This window comes from Mycobacterium sp. NPDC048908, assembly GCF_043197955.1.
GTDB lineage: Bacteria > Actinomycetota > Actinomycetes > Mycobacteriales > Mycobacteriaceae > Mycobacterium.
This window is the reverse complement of sequence record NZ_JBICUE010000022.1, coordinates 1-16784: the sequence shown is the minus strand read 5'-3', so window position 1 is coordinate 16784 and position 16784 is coordinate 1. Positions and strand designations below refer to the sequence as shown.

The window sequence follows — 16784 nt, the reverse complement described above, 5'->3', positions numbered from 1 at the left end:
AACGGCGCGGCGTGGTGACGTGACGAAGACCGCCGAGTGAGGTGCGAGCTGTCTAGAAAGCACGCCTGAGATGAAGGTTGGTCACTGCGTAGAGCTGTTGAGCGGTTCAAGGTTCGGATCTTGCGCCGCGGCCACGCTGCTGCGTGGCACCGTGGGTACATTGGGGACGGTGCGCATACCGCCGATTCGTGGGCGGCACGACGAGCTCGAAATGGTTGGTGGGCTGGTTTCCGCGGTGGCTTCCGGTCACGGGGGTGTGCTGGTCCTCGAGGGACCGCCGGGTATTGGGAAGAGCCGGTTGCTCACCGAGGTGTTGAGGTTGGCCGACGAGGCCGGAATTCGTGCGCTGTTTGGTGAGGCGTTTGAGTATCAGCAGTCGGTGCCGTTTTTCTCGTTGTTCATGGCGACGCTGCGTGCGGATCCTCCGGTGGGTGATGCCGAGGCGTTGCGCAGGTTGGGTGGTTCGGCGGATCTGCGGTATTGGGTGGTGCACGATCTGGCCGAGGCGATTCGGGTGGCGGCCGCGGAAACCCCGTTGGTGATCGTGTTGGAGGACATTCACTGGGCCGATAACGGCACGCTGTTGGCGTTGCGGTCGTTGGCCACTGCGCGGCCGGATGTGGCGGTGTTGTGGGTGTTGACTGCGCGTACCGGGGCCGGTGGACCGGCAGTGCAGGGCACGTTGTCGGTGTTGCAGCGGGCCCGTGCCACGGTTGTGCGGTTGGGGGCGATCGCGGCGGACGCGGTCGCCGACATGGTGCAGGACGCGGTGCGCGCGAAAGCCGATGTGTCGCTGTTGAATTTGGCCGCCAAGGCGCACGGTAATCCGTTTCTGGTCAACGAACTGGTGGGCGGGCTGTGTGAGGAGGACCGGCTGAACGTTGCCGGTGGGCGTGCGGTGGTGACGGGGGAAGGGTTGCCGCGGCGGTTGGGTGCCACGATGCATCAGCGGCTGGACCTGCTTTCTGCGGAGGCCTCGGACGCGGTTCGGGTGGCCGCGGTGTTGCCGGATCGGTTTTCGGCCGGGTTGTTGGCGACGATGCTCGACCGTCAGCCGGTGTCGTTGCTGTCGGCGTTGCAGGAGGTGGTGCGTGCCGATCTGCTCGTCGAAGACGGTGAGCAGTTGCGGTTTCGGCACGACTTGTTGCGGGAGGCGACCCGGCAGTCGTTACCGCAATCGTTGCTCCGGGCGATGGAGCGCCAATCGGCGTCGGTGATGCTGGACATGGGTGCGGCGCCGGCCGAGGTGGCCACCCAGTTGGCGCGCAGCGCCGAGCCCGGAGATATGGAAGCAGTCGATGCGCTGCGCCAGGCCGCCCAATCCGTTGGGCGCGGTGATGCGAGCGCGGCCGCGGACTTGAGCAAGCGGGCATTGGAGTTATTGCCGGTCGACGATGCTGAGCACGGGTCATTGGTCGCCGAAACGGTGGAGTGGCTCAACCGGGCCAGCCGCTACGACGAGGCCGAAGAGTTGGCCGTCGTGGCGCTCGCCGAGGCGTCCTCGCCCGAAGTGCAGGCCGAGATCCGGCTCCGGCTTCCGACGCATACCAAGCACAGCACGCAGTGGCGGGTGCAGGAGCACCGCCGGGCGCTGCGGTTGAGCGGGATCAGCGAGGTCACCCGGACACGGCATCTGGCGTGGCTGGCCTACAACCTGGTGTTGCAGGACAAGAGCGGGCAATGGCGCACCGCAGCCGACGAAGCCGCCGCCGCCGCGGCAGCCACCGGTGATCTCGAGGCGACGATCATGGCCGAGGTCACTCACGCGTTGCTCGATTCTGGTGAGGGGTACCCGGCTCAGGCGCTGGGCCGCCTCGAGCAGCTTCGCCTATTGGCCTACACGAACGAAACGGCATCGGCACATGCCTATGCCGGGATGTACCACGCAAACCTGCTGGCGGTGGTCGGGCGATTGGACGACGCGACCGCCAGGGTCGCCGACGGCATGGGACAGGCCCGCCGGGAAGGCAACTCGTTGGCGCTGGCTACTTGGGCCGTCTTGAGTGGGTGGGTCCATCTGGCTGCGGGTCGGCTGTCGGCCGCTCGCGACGCGGCCGAGTCCCTGCCGCCTCCACCGCCGACCGGCGCGACCGAGCAGGACGTACATCGTATGCTGATCCTCGCCGAGGTGGCGGTGCACACCGATGACCGAAACTTGTTGCAGCAGACCGCTAATGACGCCCGCGATGCCCACACCGGATCACCTGGGCAACGTCGGGCATCGGCGTATGTGCTGGCGCGCGCGGCGTGGTATCGCGACGACGTTCATGAAGCAGCGCGCTGGCTTGGCGACATCAGCCTGTTGGGGACACCCCTTTTCCCCCACGCGTTGGTTCGGCTGATCTTGAGTGCGCGGGTGGCCTCGGCGGCAGGTGATGCCGGTTTGCGTGCGCGGGTCTTGCAGGCCAGCGAGGTGCTGGAGCGTGAACGGCCACCGGTGCCGTTGTTGGCGGCGGTGGCCGGATATGCCCGCGGGATACTGGAACGTGATGCGCACGCACTGGTGGGTGCTGCCGGGTTGCTTGAATCATCGCAACGGCCGCTTCTTTACGGTGGCGCTGCCGAGGATGCCGGTGCGGAACTCGCACGCATCGGCCGCAGTGCCGAGGCGGTCGATCAGCTCAATGCCGCATTCGACACCTACACCCGGTATGAAGCGATCGCCGATGCCCGCAGGGTGGGCCGCATGCTGCGCGGGTTGGGTGTCGCACGGCGCATTGTCTCCCGCGCGCGGGCAAAAACCGGCTGGGAGAGCCTCACCGAGTCGGAGTTCAAGGTCATCAACCTCATCGCCGAGGGCGCAACCAATCGCTCCGTCGCGGACGAACTGCAACTATCGCCTCACACCGTCAAAACCCATGTGCACAACGCGTTCGCGAAGCTCGGCATCACCTCTCGGGCTCAACTGACCCAACTCGTGGGCCGCTGACAGTGACGACTACGGCCGTGGCGTTCGGCATCACCCTCCTCGAGGGAGGCATCAACGTGCACCGCCGAGGCGTGTGCATGCTTAGTTGTGTTCGTCAGCGCCTCTGCGACGACGTAATACGCTGCGACCTCTACTTATTCCGCGAGGCGGCAACCAATGTCGATGGTCGACGAGGTCGATACCGCCGACCGGCGCGCCAGTGCCGTGATGGCTGGACCCAATCCACCCCCTGGACATGATCGCCGGATGCATGCCACGCGAGAACTCGCGAAGGTCGGCGTGCACGTCCATCGAAGACTCGACTGCGCGGCTCACCGTCTCGCGATACTCGGCCGGCACCGACGTCTCCAGGTCGCGAAGTCCATGCCCAACTTCACCAGCCGCTGTTGGGCTCTATCACCCGAATCGGCCTAGGCGGCAGCATTACTCACCCGGGTGAACGCGGGGGTGGGCGATGACACCTCACCCACTCTTGCCGCATTGTCAGTACATCCAAATCCCCGCGGGGTTGCAGGCCAGTTTGCGAGGCCACCGCAGTTGCGATGCGTTCGCCGTCATCGAGATGACGCATCGCGGTCGAATGGGATCCGCACCGCTTCATGGCCACCACAATGAAGATGAGGAGAATCTGATGAAGGCAGTACGCCAGCACGCTGACGGGTTGCGGCTTGAAGAGATTGCCCAACCCGAACCGGGTCCCGACGAGGTGCTCATTCGAGTCCACGCCGCGGCGATCACCAGGGATGAGTTGACCTGGTCGACGGATCGGCTGCCTGCGACTCCCTCCTATGAGCTGTGTGGCGTCGTCGAGTCGACACGACAGGAGGTCATCGCGCTGACTCCGTTCGATCGCGATGGCGTCGCCGCCGAGTTCGCGGTCGTGTCGAAGTCCCTACTTGCGCCGAAGCCGTCCGCACTGACTTATGAGGAGGCGGCGGCGCTACCGATGCCAGGGACGACCGCTTGGCAGGCGCTAGTCGTCCACGGCAAGATCAAAAGCGGCGAGCGATTACTGATCACCGGCAGCCGTGGCGGAGTTGGACACATAGCCGCCCAACTCGCACCTCACCTAGGGGCGGTTCTGGTCGGCGACGGCGAGGCCTGTGACCTCCTCTTCGACACCACGGGCGGGGAGCCGCTCGCGCGTAACGCCGGCGGCGCGGCGCGCATCGTCACGGTCGCGGCTGAGGCGCCCGGCGCGCAGTATTTCGTTGTAGAACCGGACGGTGCGCAGCTCAGTGCGCTGCCAGAACTGCAGCCGCAGATCGACAGCGTCTTTCCGCTGGACCAGTTCGAAGCCGCTTTCGCTCGCAGCGCCGAGCACGGCAAGAAGGGGAAGGTTGTGCTTCGCGTCTCCTAGATATAGCCGAACCGCTTGATACTGACGGTTATTGGCGAGCGCCAGGCCAAGTTCGGCCCAATGTAGCGCTCGTCCAGCCGAATCGGACGCTGTCACAACCTTCTAGGGGCCGCAATCCGCATATATCAACCTGACCCGAGCTTCTCCGGTGACATGCAGCGATGCGGCAGGACGGCCAGGACGGTAACAAGGGTGCCGCCGGCACCCCGGGGCGCCGCGCGGAGGACCGGCTCAGCGCCGCGGCTTCACGCGTGCCGGGATGGGCCCGTCGGCGACCGTGGTGAACGGTACGTCACACGTGAAATCGCTTTCCACAGAACGGATTTCGAGTGCGCGGACGATGGTGGCCAGGGCCAGCGTGGTTTCCAGCCTCGCGAAATGCTCACCGATGCATGGCCGCCCGCCGCCGAGGAACGGAAGGAATTCCCATCGGTTGCGGGCCGTGGTGTTCTCCGGGCTGAACCTCTCGGGATCGAACACCATGGGGTCGGGCCAGATCGCAGGATCATGGTGCAGCCCATAGATTCCCACCGCAATCAAACTGCCTGCCTGCACGCGGTAGCCGGCCACCGCGATGTCGCGCGTCGCCAACCGGGCCACTCCGGCGGCGGGCGGGCACAACCGCAGCGACTCGTGCAGCACCTGCACGGTGTAGCCGAGCCGGGGCACGTCCCCGGGTGTCAGCTGGCGATCGCCGATCGCGGCGGCCTCGGCCGCGACCCGATCCTGGATGTCGGGGTGGTGGCCGAGCACCCACAGCGAATAGGTCAGCGCCGTCGCGGTGGTGTCGTGCCCGGCGAGCATGAAGATCAGCAAGTCGTTGGAGATGTCGTCGTCGGAGAGCGGCCTGCCAGTTTCGGGGTCGGTGGCGGCGATCAGCGCCTGTACGAGCGGCGCGTCGCGCGTGGGGTCCGCGCGGCATGCGCGCACCATCTCGTCGGTGATTTCGCGCATGGCGAGCACCGCGGCACGCGCCCGGCGGCGCGACAGAGTCGGCAGCCACCGCGGTGCCCGCACGGGGCGCAACGCCCGGTCAGCCGTATACGAAGACGCCACGTGCATACACCGGGCGATGGTGTCCGCCCGCTCGTTCAGGTCGATGCCAAGGACCGAGCGTCCCAGTGACTGCATCGCCACCTTGCGGCATTCCCTGTCGAGGTCCACGTCGCCGCGGTCCGGCCACCGGTCGACAAATTGCTGGGCCGCGGCGGCCATGTGGCCGCCGAAATTTCTGACGTTCTGTTTGGTGAATACGGGCTGAAGGGCTCGCTTACGGGGGCGCCACTGCTCGTTGGGCAGCACGAAAAGGCTGTCCCCCGCCATGTTTTGCACTTCTTCGTGAATGACGCACCGTTCGGAGGATGCGTCGCTGCGCCCCAGCACGTCGCGCATCGCGTCGGGCGACATCACCGCCACGATCGGCGGGAACAATTTCGCGGGACCGAATTGAATCCTGGTGATCGGGCCGCCCGCGTCGCGGATCACCTCCTGGCCCGTGTCGAGCCTGCGGACCAGCTTCACCAGTTGCCGAAGCGGCAGTGGGTTTTTCGGCACCAGCGGCAGTGCGCTGACGTCGACGGCATCGGTGATCGTCGGGTTCATGAGGCGGTCCAGGTGAGCGTTTCGCCTTCACCGCTGAGCATCGCGGTGCCAGGCATCACCCGCAGCCGATATGGGCTCAACCGCAGCGCGGCGAATTGCTCCGAGGTAGGGCCGTCGGCCCACATGGGGACGATGCGAGGGTCATAGCCAACGGGCGCCGGCGCGTCGGCGAACCTCTTCCAGACCGCGGATCGGGTCTCGTCGTCGTGATACCACTCCACCAGGCAGTCGGCGCTGCAGGTGTCGTGGTTCGTGGTCCAGTAGCTGACCGCCATTTCCGGGTGGACGGCGAGATGCGCCTTCTTCACCGGACTGGGCACCGTGGCGATCCAACCGAACAGATCCATGCCGTCCCATTCCCAGATCGGATGAAGGATACGGGTACGCGGACGGCTGTTCTCGTCGACGGTGGCGACTGAAGCCCACACGATCGAGTGAGCCATCTCGACAAAGGCCGGGGCGATTACCTCAAGGGGTGTCACGCCTTTCAAGCCTAAGCATCGACGCGCACGCCCGGGCTGGAAGGCTCAGTACTCTCAGGACTCCTGGATCTTCTTGAATTCCTCCGTGTTGCGGTATTCCACCTTGCCCTCTTCGGCGGAGGTTTCGATGTTGCCCTTGTCCTTGTCGTCCACCCAGTCGGTGACCGCTGTCCCGGAGACTGTCCCGCCGCTGCCGGGCAGCGTGGTGGTCTCGAGGTCCTCGTACGCCCTGGCCATCTCCTTGGCCTTTTCCTTGTGCTCGTCGGTGACTTCGGGCTTCTCAGTCAACTGACCCGATTCAGTTTCGTTTGGTTTCTGTTCGTCGGTACCCATGAGCTATGGCTTGCCCGATGCTGTGATCCACCAAACACAGCGCGTCTAACCAGCGGGTATCGCCCTCAGCGCGACCGGCAGGCTCGGCAGGAAGTGCTGTCTGGCGAATGCGCGGATGTCGTCGGCGGTGTCCAACGGTTGGGCGCTGGGCAGCAGTAGCACCATCGCGGCGTAGCGCAGGATGGTGTCTGCCAAGTCGGTGACGGCCTGCTCGCCGATCCGCTCGGCGAACCCAGCAGGAAAAATGACCCGCAATGCCTCCGCCATCCGGTCGATGGCGGAGGCGTAGTGCTGATCCGCCAGCTCGAGCACCAAGCCGGGCTCGTCGGTGATCATCCGATCGAGCACCCGGTGCCGACGAAACTTCAGGATCGAAAGCGTAAACGCCTCGGCATAGTAGTTCGCTTGCGGCCCAGCATTTTTCAGCTCGATGGCAATGTCGGCAAACAGGCGGAGGTTCTCACGTTCGATGACGGCCGCGACCAGCTCGTCCTTGTTCGCGAACCGCCGGTAGATGGTGGTGCGGCTGACCCTGGCCCGGCGCGCGACGTCGTCCAGCGCCACCCGACGGAAGCCGTGCTGTTCGAACTCGACGACCGCGGCGTCGAGGATGGCCTCCAGAGTGGGATCAACCGCGGGCATAGCCCTTCAATGCATAACCGTTGTAGCGCAGTCGCATTGGAAGATGATCCCACAGCCAGTTCACCGGCCGCGACCGCCAGAATGCGGCGAACCGTTGGTAGCGCCGCTCTTGGCGGTCGGTCCACGGCAAGCCGAGAAGATCGCGGGCCCGCGGCGGCAGCCCGCCGGTGGTCAGGAATGCGGCGGCAGGATTGAACACCACCGCGATGACGCGCCACAGCGCTGGTGACGCAGCCTTCGGACACGGGAAGCCCTTCGTCACATAGCCGACGCCATACTTCGCGGTCGGATGCGCGACGACGATCTCCTCGATCATCCGGTCCCAATATCGTTCGAAATCGGCGTAATTAACGGGCATGGGCCGGTCGCTGACGCCGTAGCGGCGGTACCACGTCTTGGATTCGAGGTAGATCTGTTCCTTCTCGGCCCGCGTCAATCGTTTGACGAAGGTGTCGGCGAAGTAGAGCACCTGCTCGACGAACGTGGCATGGGCCCAGAAGTACGTGTCCGGATCCAGTGCGTGGTATCGGCCGACTGGTCCGTCGGGGCCGGGCATGTCGCCCTTCACGTGGTGGTGGAAGTCGCGGACCTGGGTGCCTGCTACGGAACCAGAGGGGTCGTCGGCGGAGCCGTAGACGGTGTTGAAGATCGGCGGGATGGTGCGCTTGAGACGCTCCGCGGTGTCGGCGAAAAACGTGGAGTGGTCGAGCACGCCCTGGCCGAGTTCGGCCAGCATGTTCTGCAGCACCGCGGGGCGCGGGCCGATCAGATACATCCTGTTGTCGCCGAAATACCGCCAGACCAGCGACTCGGGCCCCAGTGGGAGGGCGTCGGTAGCTGTGGGGCGTTCGGCTAGCTCCGTCATGTGGAACAGTGTTACAGATTTCGAACTTTGTACCAACCGAGTGTGAGCGCGCTCACGGCACCCGATTACGTCGATCTCGACGGCAAGGTCAGGAGCGACGCAGCCGGGCGATACCCAGCACCGCCAGCACCCCGGCGATCGTGGCCAGTAGCAGCGACAGCACCAGCAGCAGTGCGCTGTAGACCACCGACATCGTCTGGGGTTCGCCGTCCAGCACCGGGGCGACCACCACAGTCGAGCTGGCGCCCAGCCAGCTCAGCACCGAACCGACGCCGGCGACCACCGCGCCGATCAGCTCGAGCCGGGCCCTCACGACCGGGGCTCCGGTGGAATGCGCTCCTCGACCAGATGCGTCAGCGCGGACCGCAGTTGGTGGTGCTTACGCGCCCAGGCCTGGGCGGTGCGATCGTTGGTCAGCCGCAGGCCGATACCGGTGCGCCCGCGCGGCACCCCGGTCAGCTCGCCGAGCGCCCGCGCCGACTGCCATTTCGGCTCGTCGGGACCGGTGGGCTCGGGGTAGATCCGCACGATGTCGTCGATGCGCAGCCGTTCGGTGCCCTGCCGCAGCACGTCCGGGGTCAACTCCACCGAGGTGTGGATGCGTGCGGCCTTGACCTGAATCGCCAGGAATCCGCTGACGAGCACGAAGAAGACGCCAGGAACCAGCAGCTGGATGCCGTAGCCGGCGGACAGCTGGATCAGCGCCATGGCGAGCCCGGCGGCGGGCCCCGCCGAGAGCCACCACCAACTGGCGCCCTGTTCGTAGAACAGCACCTCCGGCGGCGAGCCGACCCTGGTCACTGCGACTCCTGTTCCTGTGCCGCGGCGGGGCGGGTGATCAGCACGGTTCCGGCTACCAGCGGGAACACCGCCAGCAGCGTGATGCCGTTAGCCAGCCGGAACAGTGCCGCCAGCGCGATCAGCACGACGGTGGCCAGCGCGAGGGCCAGCGCGGCTCGACGAAATCTAGTGTCGCCGCCGCGGCCGCGGCCCGCCAGAAACGCCAGCGCGCCGCCCGCCAACGCAAAGATGACGCCCGCGCCGCGGAAGACGATCGGAACGTCCAACGACGCAGCGATCAGACCGCCCAGCATGAGCAGGAAAGAGGCGGCGACCCAGCACCAGAATGCGGCGGTGACGACGCGTGGACGCGACTGTGGGGCTGTCATGACCCGGCCAGCCTAACGGCTCACCGGGTGAAGAACGTGTGTGCGTCCTTGCGATGCAGCAGAAACACACCGCCCACGATCAACACCGACCCGACGATCGCCGCGACCGCGTACATGATCGCCGGTGCGGTGGGCCGGTCCACACCGAACAAGTTGCTGGCGGTGTACACCACCGAAGCAATACCGCCACCGGTGAGCAGCGTGCGCGCCCACCGATAGCCCTGCCGCATCAGGATCAGGAACGTCACCACGATCGCCGACGCCACGAGGACGAACACCAACGAAACCGCGTACACGATCGCCCGCGGGTGGTCGCCGGGCGTGGCGAAGAGGTCCACGACGTAGCCGGTCACCATCAGCGGCAGCGCCGCCACCCACAGCCAGAATCCGGTGTCGACGTCAACAGGCCTGCCCGGCGCGGTCGTCGGCTGTCGCTGATCCGTCAAAGGTCGTCGGCCTTCCGGCTCCGTCACGCCAGCCAACCGGCGACGTCGGCCGCCCAGTACGTCAGCACGATGTCCGCGCCGGCGCGCCGAATGCTGGTCAGTGTCTCCAGTGCCACCGTCTGCAGATCGATCCAGCCGTTGGCGGCGGCGGCGCTGATCATCGCGTACTCGCCGGACACCTGGTAGGCCGCCACCGGCACGGGCGAGATGTCCGCGGCGGCGCTGACCACGTCGAGATAGCTCATCGCCGGCTTGACCATGATCATGTCGGCGCCCTCTTCGAGGTCCAACTCGATCTCGTGACGAGCCTCGCGGGCATTGCCCGCACCCTGCTGATACGTGCGGCGATCACCACTGAGGCTGGACGCGACGGCTTCACGGAAGGGGCCGTAGAACCCGGACGCGAACTTCGCGGCGTAGGCCATGATCACCGTGTCGATGTGCCCTGCCGCGTCGAGGCCGTCGCGGATGGCGGCGACCTGGCCGTCCATCATGCCGCTCGGCCCCACCACGTGAGCACCCGAATCTGCCTGCGCCACAGCCAACTCCACGTATCGGGTGTTGGTGGCGTCGTTGTCGACGCGACCCGCGGCGTCGAGCACGCCGCAGTGGCCGTGGTCGGTGAACTCGTCCAGACAGGTATCGGCCATCAGCACGGTGTCCTCGCCGAGGTCCTTGGCCAGATCGCGCAACGCGACGTTGAGGATGCCGTCCTCGGACACGCCGACCGAACCGGTGGCGTCTTTGTCCTCGTCGCGTGGGACGCCGAACAGCATCAGCCCGCCGACCCCCGCAGCCACCGCATCAGCGGCGGCCCGCCGCAGCGAGTCGCGAGTGTGCTGCACCACGCCCGGCATCGAAGCGATGTCGCGAGGCTCTTCTATACCGTCGGCGACGAACATCGGCAGCACCAAATGCCTTGGTTCGACTGAGGTTTCGGCTACGAGTCGACGTAGCGCGGGGGTCGACCGCAGTCTCCGGGGTCGGTGACGCGGAAACGACATCAGCGCCTGCGGCTCTTCTTGCGCGGCGGCGGCAGCGCGCCCTCGGCACGCAGCCGGGCGGCGTGCTCGGCCAGCGCGTCGACCAGCGGGCCCACCGCGGCCACCTCGGGTTGCACGTCGACGCGCAGACCGAACTCCGCAGCCGTCTCAGCGGTTTTCGGGCCGATGCAGGCGACTATGGTGCGCGCATGCGGCTTGCCTGCGATGCCGACCAGGTTGCGCACCGTCGAGCTAGAGGTGAAGCAGACGGCGTCGAAGCCGCCGGTCTTGATCATCTCGCGGGTCGCCGCGGGCGGCGGCGCCGCGCGCACGGTGCGGTAGGCGGTGACGTCTTCGATCTCCCACCCGCGTTCGCGCAGCCCCTCGGCCAGCGTCTCGGTGGCGATATCGGCCCGTGGCAGCAGCACGCGGTTCACCGGGTCGAAAATGTCGTCGTAGGGCGGGAATTCGTCGAGCAGACCCAGCGATGACTGCTCACCGGAGGGCACCAGTTCGGGGTTGATGCCGAAGGCGCGCACCCGGTCTGCCGTGGCCTGTCCGACACAGGCGATCTTCACACCCGAGAAGGCGCGGGCGTCGAGACCGAACTCGTTGAACTTCTCCCACACCGCGCGCACCGCGTTGGTGGAGGTGAACACCACCCACTGGAAACGGCCGTCGACCAGACCCTTGACCGCGCGCTCCATCTGCGCCGGGCTGCGAGGCGGCTCGACCGCGATGGTGGGCACCTCGACCGGCAACGCGCCGTGCCCGATCAGCTTTTCGCTCATCTCGCCGGCCTGGTCCTTGGTGCGGGGCACCAGCACGGTCCAGCCGTACAGAGCGCGGCTCTCCCACCAGTTGAGCTTGGCGCGGTTGGCGACGGTCCTGCCGATGGTCACCACCAGCGGGCCCGCCAATGGGCCTGCCGGTTCGCTGCCCGCGGGCTTGTCCAGCACAGCCTTGTCGAGCAGCCCCGCAAGGGTGGTCTCGACCGAACGTTGTTGGCACGTCGTGCCATTCGCGGTCACCACAGTGGGAGTGGTGTCCACCAGACCGTGCTCGATCAGGGTGCGCGCCGCCTCCGGAAGGTGAGATGCGGTGGCGTGCAAGATAAGTGGACCAGGTGCGGCGGCCAGCGCCGCCCAGTCGACGTCACCACGGACGTCGGCGACGGTGTGCGCCGAACCCAACGGCAGACCCGCGTACGTGGGCACCGCAGTGGTGTCGGGCAGTCCCGGCACGATCTCGAATTCCAGATGCGTCTTCGCCAGCGCGTTCACCTCGGTGATCACCGCGTCCACCGACAGCGGATCGCCCGCGACCAACCGGACCACGTCGACGCCGGTGCGCGCCTCGGTGGCCAGCGTCTTGGCGACCTCGGCGGGATCGCCCAGCGCGGGCCGGATGTCGGGGCCGCCTGGGCCCCCACGCCAGTAGGGGAGGATGGCGGTCACCGTGGCATTCGAATCGCTGTCGGTCTCGCCCAGCTTCGCCTCGGCCGGTTCCGGGCCCGACGGCGGAGGCAGCTCGCAACCTGCAAGTGCAAGCACCCCTTCGGGCACATCGGGATCGGTGAACACCAGCGCGGCGTTGGCGAGCACTGCGCGCGCCCGCGTCGTCAGCAGGCCGGGGTCACCCGGACCCGAGCCGACGAATGTGATGCGGCCGGGCTTAGTCTTACGCCCTCGGCTGGAGTGCCCAGTCATCTCTCTCTCCCAGCATCGCCCAACAGATCGCGTGCGCCCAGTTCGAACAACTCCGCGGCCACCGAGAGCCCCAGCTCTCGTGCCCGCTCGGGTGTCCCGATGCCGGACGCACGGATCACGTCGGATCCGTCCACCGTCGCCACGCAGCCGCGCAGCGACAGCTCTTCGAAGACGCGGCCGTCCTCATCGATGGACTCGACCACCTCGGCGATCGCCCCCACCGGTGCGGAACACCCCGCCTCCAGTTCGGCGAGCAGAGCACGTTCAGCGGTGACCGCGGCGCGTGTGTCGGCGTCGTCCAACTCCGCCAGCAGCGCGGCGAGCGCGGTGTCGTCTGCGCGGCACTCGACCGCGAGCGCACCCTGAGCCGGCGCTGGCAACATCTGCACCGGCTCCAGAGTCTCGGTGACGTCCGCGAGCCGTCCGATGCGGGCCAGTCCCGCCCGTGCGACCACGATGCCGTCGAGATCACCGTTGCTAACCCTGTTCAACCTGGTATCAAGGTTGCCTCGTAGGGGGCGGATTTCCAAACCGAGACCCAATGCTCTAAGCTGCGCGGCCCGTCGCGGGCTCGACGTGCCGATCACTGAGCCGGCTGGCAACTCGCCGAGCACCAGCCCGTCGCGGGCCACCAGCGCGTCCCTGGCGTCCTCGCGCGGGGGTATCGCGGCGATGTTGAACCGCGGATCGGGCGCCGTCGGCAAATCCTTATAGGAGTGCACGGCCATGTCGACCTGACGCCGGTCGATGGCCTCGCGCAGCGCGGCGGTGAACACGCCGACACCGATGTTGGCAATCGGGCCAGACGACCGGTCTCCTTCGGTGGAGATGATCACCAGTTCCGCGGCGTGCCCGTTGGCGGCAAGGGCGTCCTTGATGGCACCAGCTTGCGTCGTCGCCAACAAGCTGCCCCGGGTACCGATCCGGATGATATCTGTCAAGCGTTACTCGGTCTTGTCGAGATCGTCTGTGAACAAAGGCAATTCGCTTGCCGCGACGGCGTCGACAGCCTGCTGGTCGAGCTCGAACAGCTCACGCAGCGCCTCCGCGTAGCTGTCACCACCCGGCGCGCTGGCCAACTGTTTGACCCGCACGGTCGGCGCGTGCAGCAGCTTGTCCACGACACGGCGCACGGTCTTGGCGACCTCGTCGCGGTGCGCGGCGTCGAGTCCTGGCAGCCGGTTGTCCAGCCGCAGCAACTCCGCCTCGACCACGTCGGCGGCCCGTTGGCGCAGCGCGGTCACGGTCGGCGTGACCTCGGCCATACGCTGCCCGGCGAGGTAGTTGGCAACTTCGGCCGCCACGATGGTCCGGGCGGCCTCGGCGTCGGAGGCCGCGGCGCGCGCCGACGGGTCGCGCTGGATGCGGTCCATGTCGACGACGAATACGTCAGGCAGGCCCGCGACAGCGGGATCGACGTTGCGCGGCATGCCTAGGTCGCAGATCACCAGCCGCTTCGGCTCGTGCCCGTGGGCAAGGCCGCGGTGCACGTCGGCGAGCGACACGACCGGCCGCACCGCGCCGGTGCAGCAGACGACCACGTCGGCATCGGTCAGCACCGGCGTCAGGTGGTCGAAAGGGAACGCGTCGGCGGTGACGCCGAGTTCGCGGATCTTGTCGGCCAACCGCTTCGCGCGGGGCAGGGTCCGGTTCACCACATGGATGCGCTGCACGCCTGCGCGGGCCAGATGCTTGGCGGCCAGCGCGCCCATCGAGCCGGCGCCCACGACCACGGCCGCACGGCCCGCCAGCGTGTCCAGCTTGGCTTCCGCCATGCCGAGCGCCACCGACACCACCGACGCACCCGCTGCGTCGATGCCGGTCTCGGAGTGCACCCGCTTACCCACCGACAGTGCGCGCTGAGACAACTCGTGCAACGTGCGGCCAACGGTGTGGTTTGCCTCGGCCGCGGCATAGGCACGGCGCACCTGGCCAAGCACCTGCGCCTCACCTATCACCGCGGAATCCAAACCGCTGGCCACGGCGAACAGGTGCTCGACGGCCGCCTCGGCGTACCGCACGTAGGCGTATTTCGTCAGATCGTTCAGCGACATCCCGGAATGTTTCGAGAGCACCGAGCCGATCACCGACAGGCCGCCGTGGAACGCCTCGACGACCGCGTAGACCTCCACGCGGTTGCACGTCGACAGCACCATGGCTTCGGTGACCAATGAGGACTGCAGCACCTGCTCGACGATCTTGGCTTGATCGGATTCGTCGGTGCTCAATTGCTCGAGCACCGAAACCGGCGCGCTGCGGTGCGAAACCCCGAAAAGCAGCACGCTCACGGCCTCATCACCACGTCATCCAAGGTAATGGTTTACCAGCTGGGCTACCAAATTTGCTCAGGCGTTCATCAGGTCCGCAGATCCGCGCGCAGCCGGGGCTCGTCGACCTCCCAGTAGCTGTGCTCGGCGCCGTCCAAGATCACCACAGGCAGCCGGTCACCGTATTCGGCACGCAGCGAGGAATCGCCGCCGGCGGCGACCTCGTCGACGTCGGTGAAGCTCAATTCGAAGCCCAACTCGTCGGCCAGTTGCCGCAGTTGCGAAGCCGCTGCCGAACAGAGAGTGCAGCCCTGTCGTGTGAGCAATTCCACGCGTCGGTTCACCCCGCCAGTATGGCGACCGCGTGACCTAATGTTGATCCGTGTCCGACACCGGGGGTATCGACGCCGCCCATCAGGAACTGGCCGGCGAGGCCAGTGCGGAGGCCGCCGTCACCGATCTCCAAGACGACGCCGCCGCCGCGCCGCCTCCCCCGCCGCCGGACCTGACCGCCGCCGCGTTCTTCGATGTCGACAACACGCTGGTGCACGGATCGTCGCTGGTGCACTTCGCCCGCGGCCTGGCCGCCCGCAAGTACTTCACCTATCATGACCTGGGCCGATTCGTCTACGCGCAGGCCAAGTTCCAGCTTCTCGGCCGGGAGAACAGCGACGACGTGGCGGCAGGCAAGACCAAGGCCCTGGCGTTCATCGAGGGCAGGTCCACCGCGGAGCTGGAAGCGCTCGGCGAGGAGATCTACGACGAGATCCTGGCCGACAAGATCTGGCCGGGCACCCGCGCGCTGGCTCAGATGCACCTCGACGCGGGCCAACAGGTATGGCTGGTCACCGCGACGCCCTACGAACTGGCGGCCACGATCGCCAAACGGCTCGGGCTGACTGGCGCGCTCGGTACGGTCGCCGAGTCGATCGACGGCGTGTTCACCGGCCGGCTGGTCGGCGACATCCTGCACGGCACCGGTAAGGCGCACGCAGTGCGCTCGCTGGCCATCCGCGAGGGGTTGAACCTCAAACGCTGCACGGCCTACTCCGACAGCTTCAACGATGTGCCGATGTTGTCGCTGGTCGGCACGGCCGTCGCGATCAACCCCGACGCCGACCTGCGGGAGCTCGCCCGTGAGCGCGGCTGGGAGATCCGCGATTTCCGCACGGCGCGCAAGGCCGCGAGAATCGGTGTGCCGTCGGCGCTGGCGCTCGGCGCGGTCGGCGGGGCGTTGGCAGCGATCGTGTCCCGCAGGCAAGACGGCAGCTGAACACGAGTTGATAGGCTCGCGCCGCTAACACAACAGGGGAAGACACGCACGATGGCAATCGCGGAAAACATCATCGGTACTCACTACCGGTACCCCGACTACTTCGAGGTCGACCGGGAGAAGATCCGCGAGTTCGCGAAGGCCGTCAAGAACGACCATCCGGCTCACTTCAGCGAGGAGGCCGCCGCGGACAGCGGCTTCGACACGTTGATCGCGCCGCTGACGTTCCTGGCGGTGGCAGGCCGCAAGGTGCAGTTGGAGATCTTCAACCAGTTCGACGTGCCGATCAACATGGAGCGGGTGCTGCATCGCGACCAGAAGATCGTGTTCCATCGCCCGATCGTGGCCGGCGACAGGCTGTACTTCGACTCCTATCTGGACTCGGTCACCGAGTCGCACGGTGCGGTGGTCACCGAGATCCGCGGCGAGGTGACCGACGCCGACGGCAAGCCGGTGCTGACCAGCGTCGTCACGGTGATGGGCGAGGCTGCCTCAGACTCCGAGGCCGACGAGGTGAGCGCGCAGATCGCCGCCGCGCGTGATGCCGCGATCGCAAAAATGATTGCTGGGCAACGCTCGAAGGGAAGTTGAGCTCTCCCGCGAGCAGACATAAACCTGCCCAAATTCGGGGGCGGTTTCTAGCGCTGGGTGCAACAGCTTCTTGTTGAGGGGTTGTCATGAGGGTTCCGCGTTATCCGTTTGTGGGTCGTCGGTTCTGGGAGTT

18 protein-coding genes are annotated in these 16784 nt (G+C 66.8%); 4 read left to right on the top strand and 14 right to left on the bottom strand.

Annotated features, from left to right (window positions below; genetic code table 11):
- The first annotated feature begins 169 nt into the window (after positions 1–169).
- Together ACGFK1_RS30735 and ACGFK1_RS30730 are read left to right on the top strand one after the other, a co-directional pair.
- On the top strand, positions 170–2929 hold the full coding sequence (locus ACGFK1_RS30735) for a helix-turn-helix transcriptional regulator (RefSeq protein ID WP_393438838.1): 2760 nt from the start codon (positions 170–172) through the stop codon (positions 2927–2929).
- A gap of 631 nt (positions 2930–3560) precedes the next feature.
- Entirely contained in the window at positions 3561–4289 is a 729-nt protein-coding gene (locus ACGFK1_RS30730) for an NADP-dependent oxidoreductase (protein ID WP_393438835.1), read from the top strand.
- Positions 4290–4520: 231 nt separating this feature from the next.
- On the opposite strand, the gene ACGFK1_RS30725 is transcribed toward ACGFK1_RS30730, so the two are convergent.
- The 14 genes from ACGFK1_RS30725 to ACGFK1_RS30660 form a co-directional block, all read right to left on the bottom strand.
- Positions 4521–5891, bottom strand: coding sequence for a cytochrome P450 (locus tag ACGFK1_RS30725; RefSeq protein WP_393438832.1), 1371 nt, complete (start codon positions 5889–5891; stop codon positions 4521–4523).
- A complete protein-coding gene (locus ACGFK1_RS30720; protein WP_393438829.1) occupies positions 5888–6373 on the bottom strand; it encodes a pyridoxamine 5'-phosphate oxidase family protein in 486 nt (161 codons plus the stop codon). Before ACGFK1_RS30720 ends, ACGFK1_RS30725 begins: the two co-directional genes overlap by 4 nt.
- Before the next feature lie 54 nt (positions 6374–6427).
- Positions 6428–6661, bottom strand: coding sequence for a hypothetical protein (locus ACGFK1_RS30715; protein WP_393438827.1), 234 nt, complete (start codon positions 6659–6661; stop codon positions 6428–6430).
- 90 nt (positions 6662–6751) lie between these two features.
- On the bottom strand, positions 6752–7348 hold the full coding sequence (locus tag ACGFK1_RS30710; protein ID WP_393438824.1) for a TetR/AcrR family transcriptional regulator: 597 nt from the start codon (positions 7346–7348) through the stop codon (positions 6752–6754).
- On the bottom strand, positions 7335–8213 hold the full coding sequence (locus tag ACGFK1_RS30705) for an oxygenase MpaB family protein (RefSeq protein ID WP_393438821.1): 879 nt from the start codon (positions 8211–8213) through the stop codon (positions 7335–7337). Before ACGFK1_RS30705 ends, ACGFK1_RS30710 begins: the two co-directional genes overlap by 14 nt.
- An 88-nt stretch (positions 8214–8301) precedes the next feature.
- Positions 8302–8526: a hypothetical protein gene (locus ACGFK1_RS30700; protein ID WP_393438818.1), complete on the bottom strand. Its 225-nt coding sequence runs from the start codon at positions 8524–8526 to the stop codon at positions 8302–8304.
- Positions 8523–9014, bottom strand: a complete 492-nt coding sequence (locus tag ACGFK1_RS30695; RefSeq protein WP_393438815.1) for a DUF3093 domain-containing protein — start codon at positions 9012–9014, stop codon at positions 8523–8525. Before ACGFK1_RS30695 ends, ACGFK1_RS30700 begins: the two co-directional genes overlap by 4 nt.
- A complete protein-coding gene (locus tag ACGFK1_RS30690; RefSeq protein WP_393438813.1) occupies positions 9011–9382 on the bottom strand; it encodes a hypothetical protein in 372 nt (123 codons plus the stop codon). Before ACGFK1_RS30690 ends, ACGFK1_RS30695 begins: the two co-directional genes overlap by 4 nt.
- A 20-nt stretch (positions 9383–9402) precedes the next feature.
- Positions 9403–9855, bottom strand: coding sequence for a hypothetical protein (locus ACGFK1_RS30685; protein ID WP_393438811.1), 453 nt, complete (start codon positions 9853–9855; stop codon positions 9403–9405).
- Positions 9852–10832, bottom strand: coding sequence for a porphobilinogen synthase (gene hemB / locus ACGFK1_RS30680; RefSeq protein WP_393438808.1), 981 nt, complete (start codon positions 10830–10832; stop codon positions 9852–9854). The genes ACGFK1_RS30685 and hemB overlap by 4 nt, the downstream gene beginning before the upstream one ends.
- A complete protein-coding gene (locus tag ACGFK1_RS30675) occupies positions 10832–12520 on the bottom strand; it encodes a uroporphyrinogen-III synthase (protein WP_393438805.1) in 1689 nt (562 codons plus the stop codon). The genes hemB and ACGFK1_RS30675 overlap by 1 nt, the downstream gene beginning before the upstream one ends.
- Complete coding sequence (gene hemC / locus ACGFK1_RS30670; RefSeq protein ID WP_393439005.1) at positions 12517–13452, bottom strand: hydroxymethylbilane synthase; 936 nt, start codon at positions 13450–13452, stop codon at positions 12517–12519. Before hemC ends, ACGFK1_RS30675 begins: the two co-directional genes overlap by 4 nt.
- Before the next feature lie 12 nt (positions 13453–13464).
- On the bottom strand, positions 13465–14808 hold the full coding sequence (locus ACGFK1_RS30665; protein ID WP_393438803.1) for a glutamyl-tRNA reductase: 1344 nt from the start codon (positions 14806–14808) through the stop codon (positions 13465–13467).
- A 68-nt stretch (positions 14809–14876) separates the two neighbouring features.
- A complete protein-coding gene (locus ACGFK1_RS30660) occupies positions 14877–15131 on the bottom strand; it encodes a glutaredoxin family protein (protein ID WP_393438800.1) in 255 nt (84 codons plus the stop codon).
- A 38-nt stretch (positions 15132–15169) separates the two neighbouring features.
- Between ACGFK1_RS30660 and ACGFK1_RS30655 the strand changes: the two genes are divergently transcribed.
- Together ACGFK1_RS30655 and ACGFK1_RS30650 are read left to right on the top strand one after the other, a co-directional pair.
- Positions 15170–16060 carry an HAD family hydrolase gene (locus ACGFK1_RS30655; protein WP_393438797.1) on the top strand — a complete coding sequence of 297 codons (891 nt, stop codon included), beginning with the start codon at positions 15170–15172 and terminating at the stop codon, positions 16058–16060.
- A gap of 51 nt (positions 16061–16111) precedes the next feature.
- Entirely contained in the window at positions 16112–16651 is a 540-nt protein-coding gene (locus ACGFK1_RS30650; RefSeq protein WP_393438795.1) for a MaoC family dehydratase N-terminal domain-containing protein, read from the top strand.
- Positions 16652–16784 lie beyond the last annotated feature (133 nt).

Excerpts from the sequence above, each read along its gene's own strand:
- ACGFK1_RS30725 (WP_393438832.1), bottom strand. The coding sequence starts at position 5,891 with ATGAACCCGACGATCACCGATGCCGTCGACGTCAGCGCACTGCCGCTG.
- ACGFK1_RS30730 (WP_393438835.1), top strand. The coding sequence starts at position 3,561 with ATGAAGGCAGTACGCCAGCACGCTGACGGGTTGCGGCTTGAAGAGATT.
- hemB (WP_393438808.1), bottom strand. The coding sequence starts at position 10,832 with ATGTCGTTTCCGCGTCACCGACCCCGGAGACTGCGGTCGACCCCCGCG.
- ACGFK1_RS30650 (WP_393438795.1), top strand. The coding sequence starts at position 16,112 with ATGGCAATCGCGGAAAACATCATCGGTACTCACTACCGGTACCCCGAC.
- ACGFK1_RS30705 (WP_393438821.1), bottom strand. The coding sequence starts at position 8,213 with ATGACGGAGCTAGCCGAACGCCCCACAGCTACCGACGCCCTCCCACTG.
- ACGFK1_RS30710 (WP_393438824.1), bottom strand. The coding sequence starts at position 7,348 with ATGCCCGCGGTTGATCCCACTCTGGAGGCCATCCTCGACGCCGCGGTC.
- ACGFK1_RS30690 (WP_393438813.1), bottom strand. The coding sequence starts at position 9,382 with ATGACAGCCCCACAGTCGCGTCCACGCGTCGTCACCGCCGCATTCTGG.
- ACGFK1_RS30675 (WP_393438805.1), bottom strand. The coding sequence starts at position 12,520 with ATGACTGGGCACTCCAGCCGAGGGCGTAAGACTAAGCCCGGCCGCATC.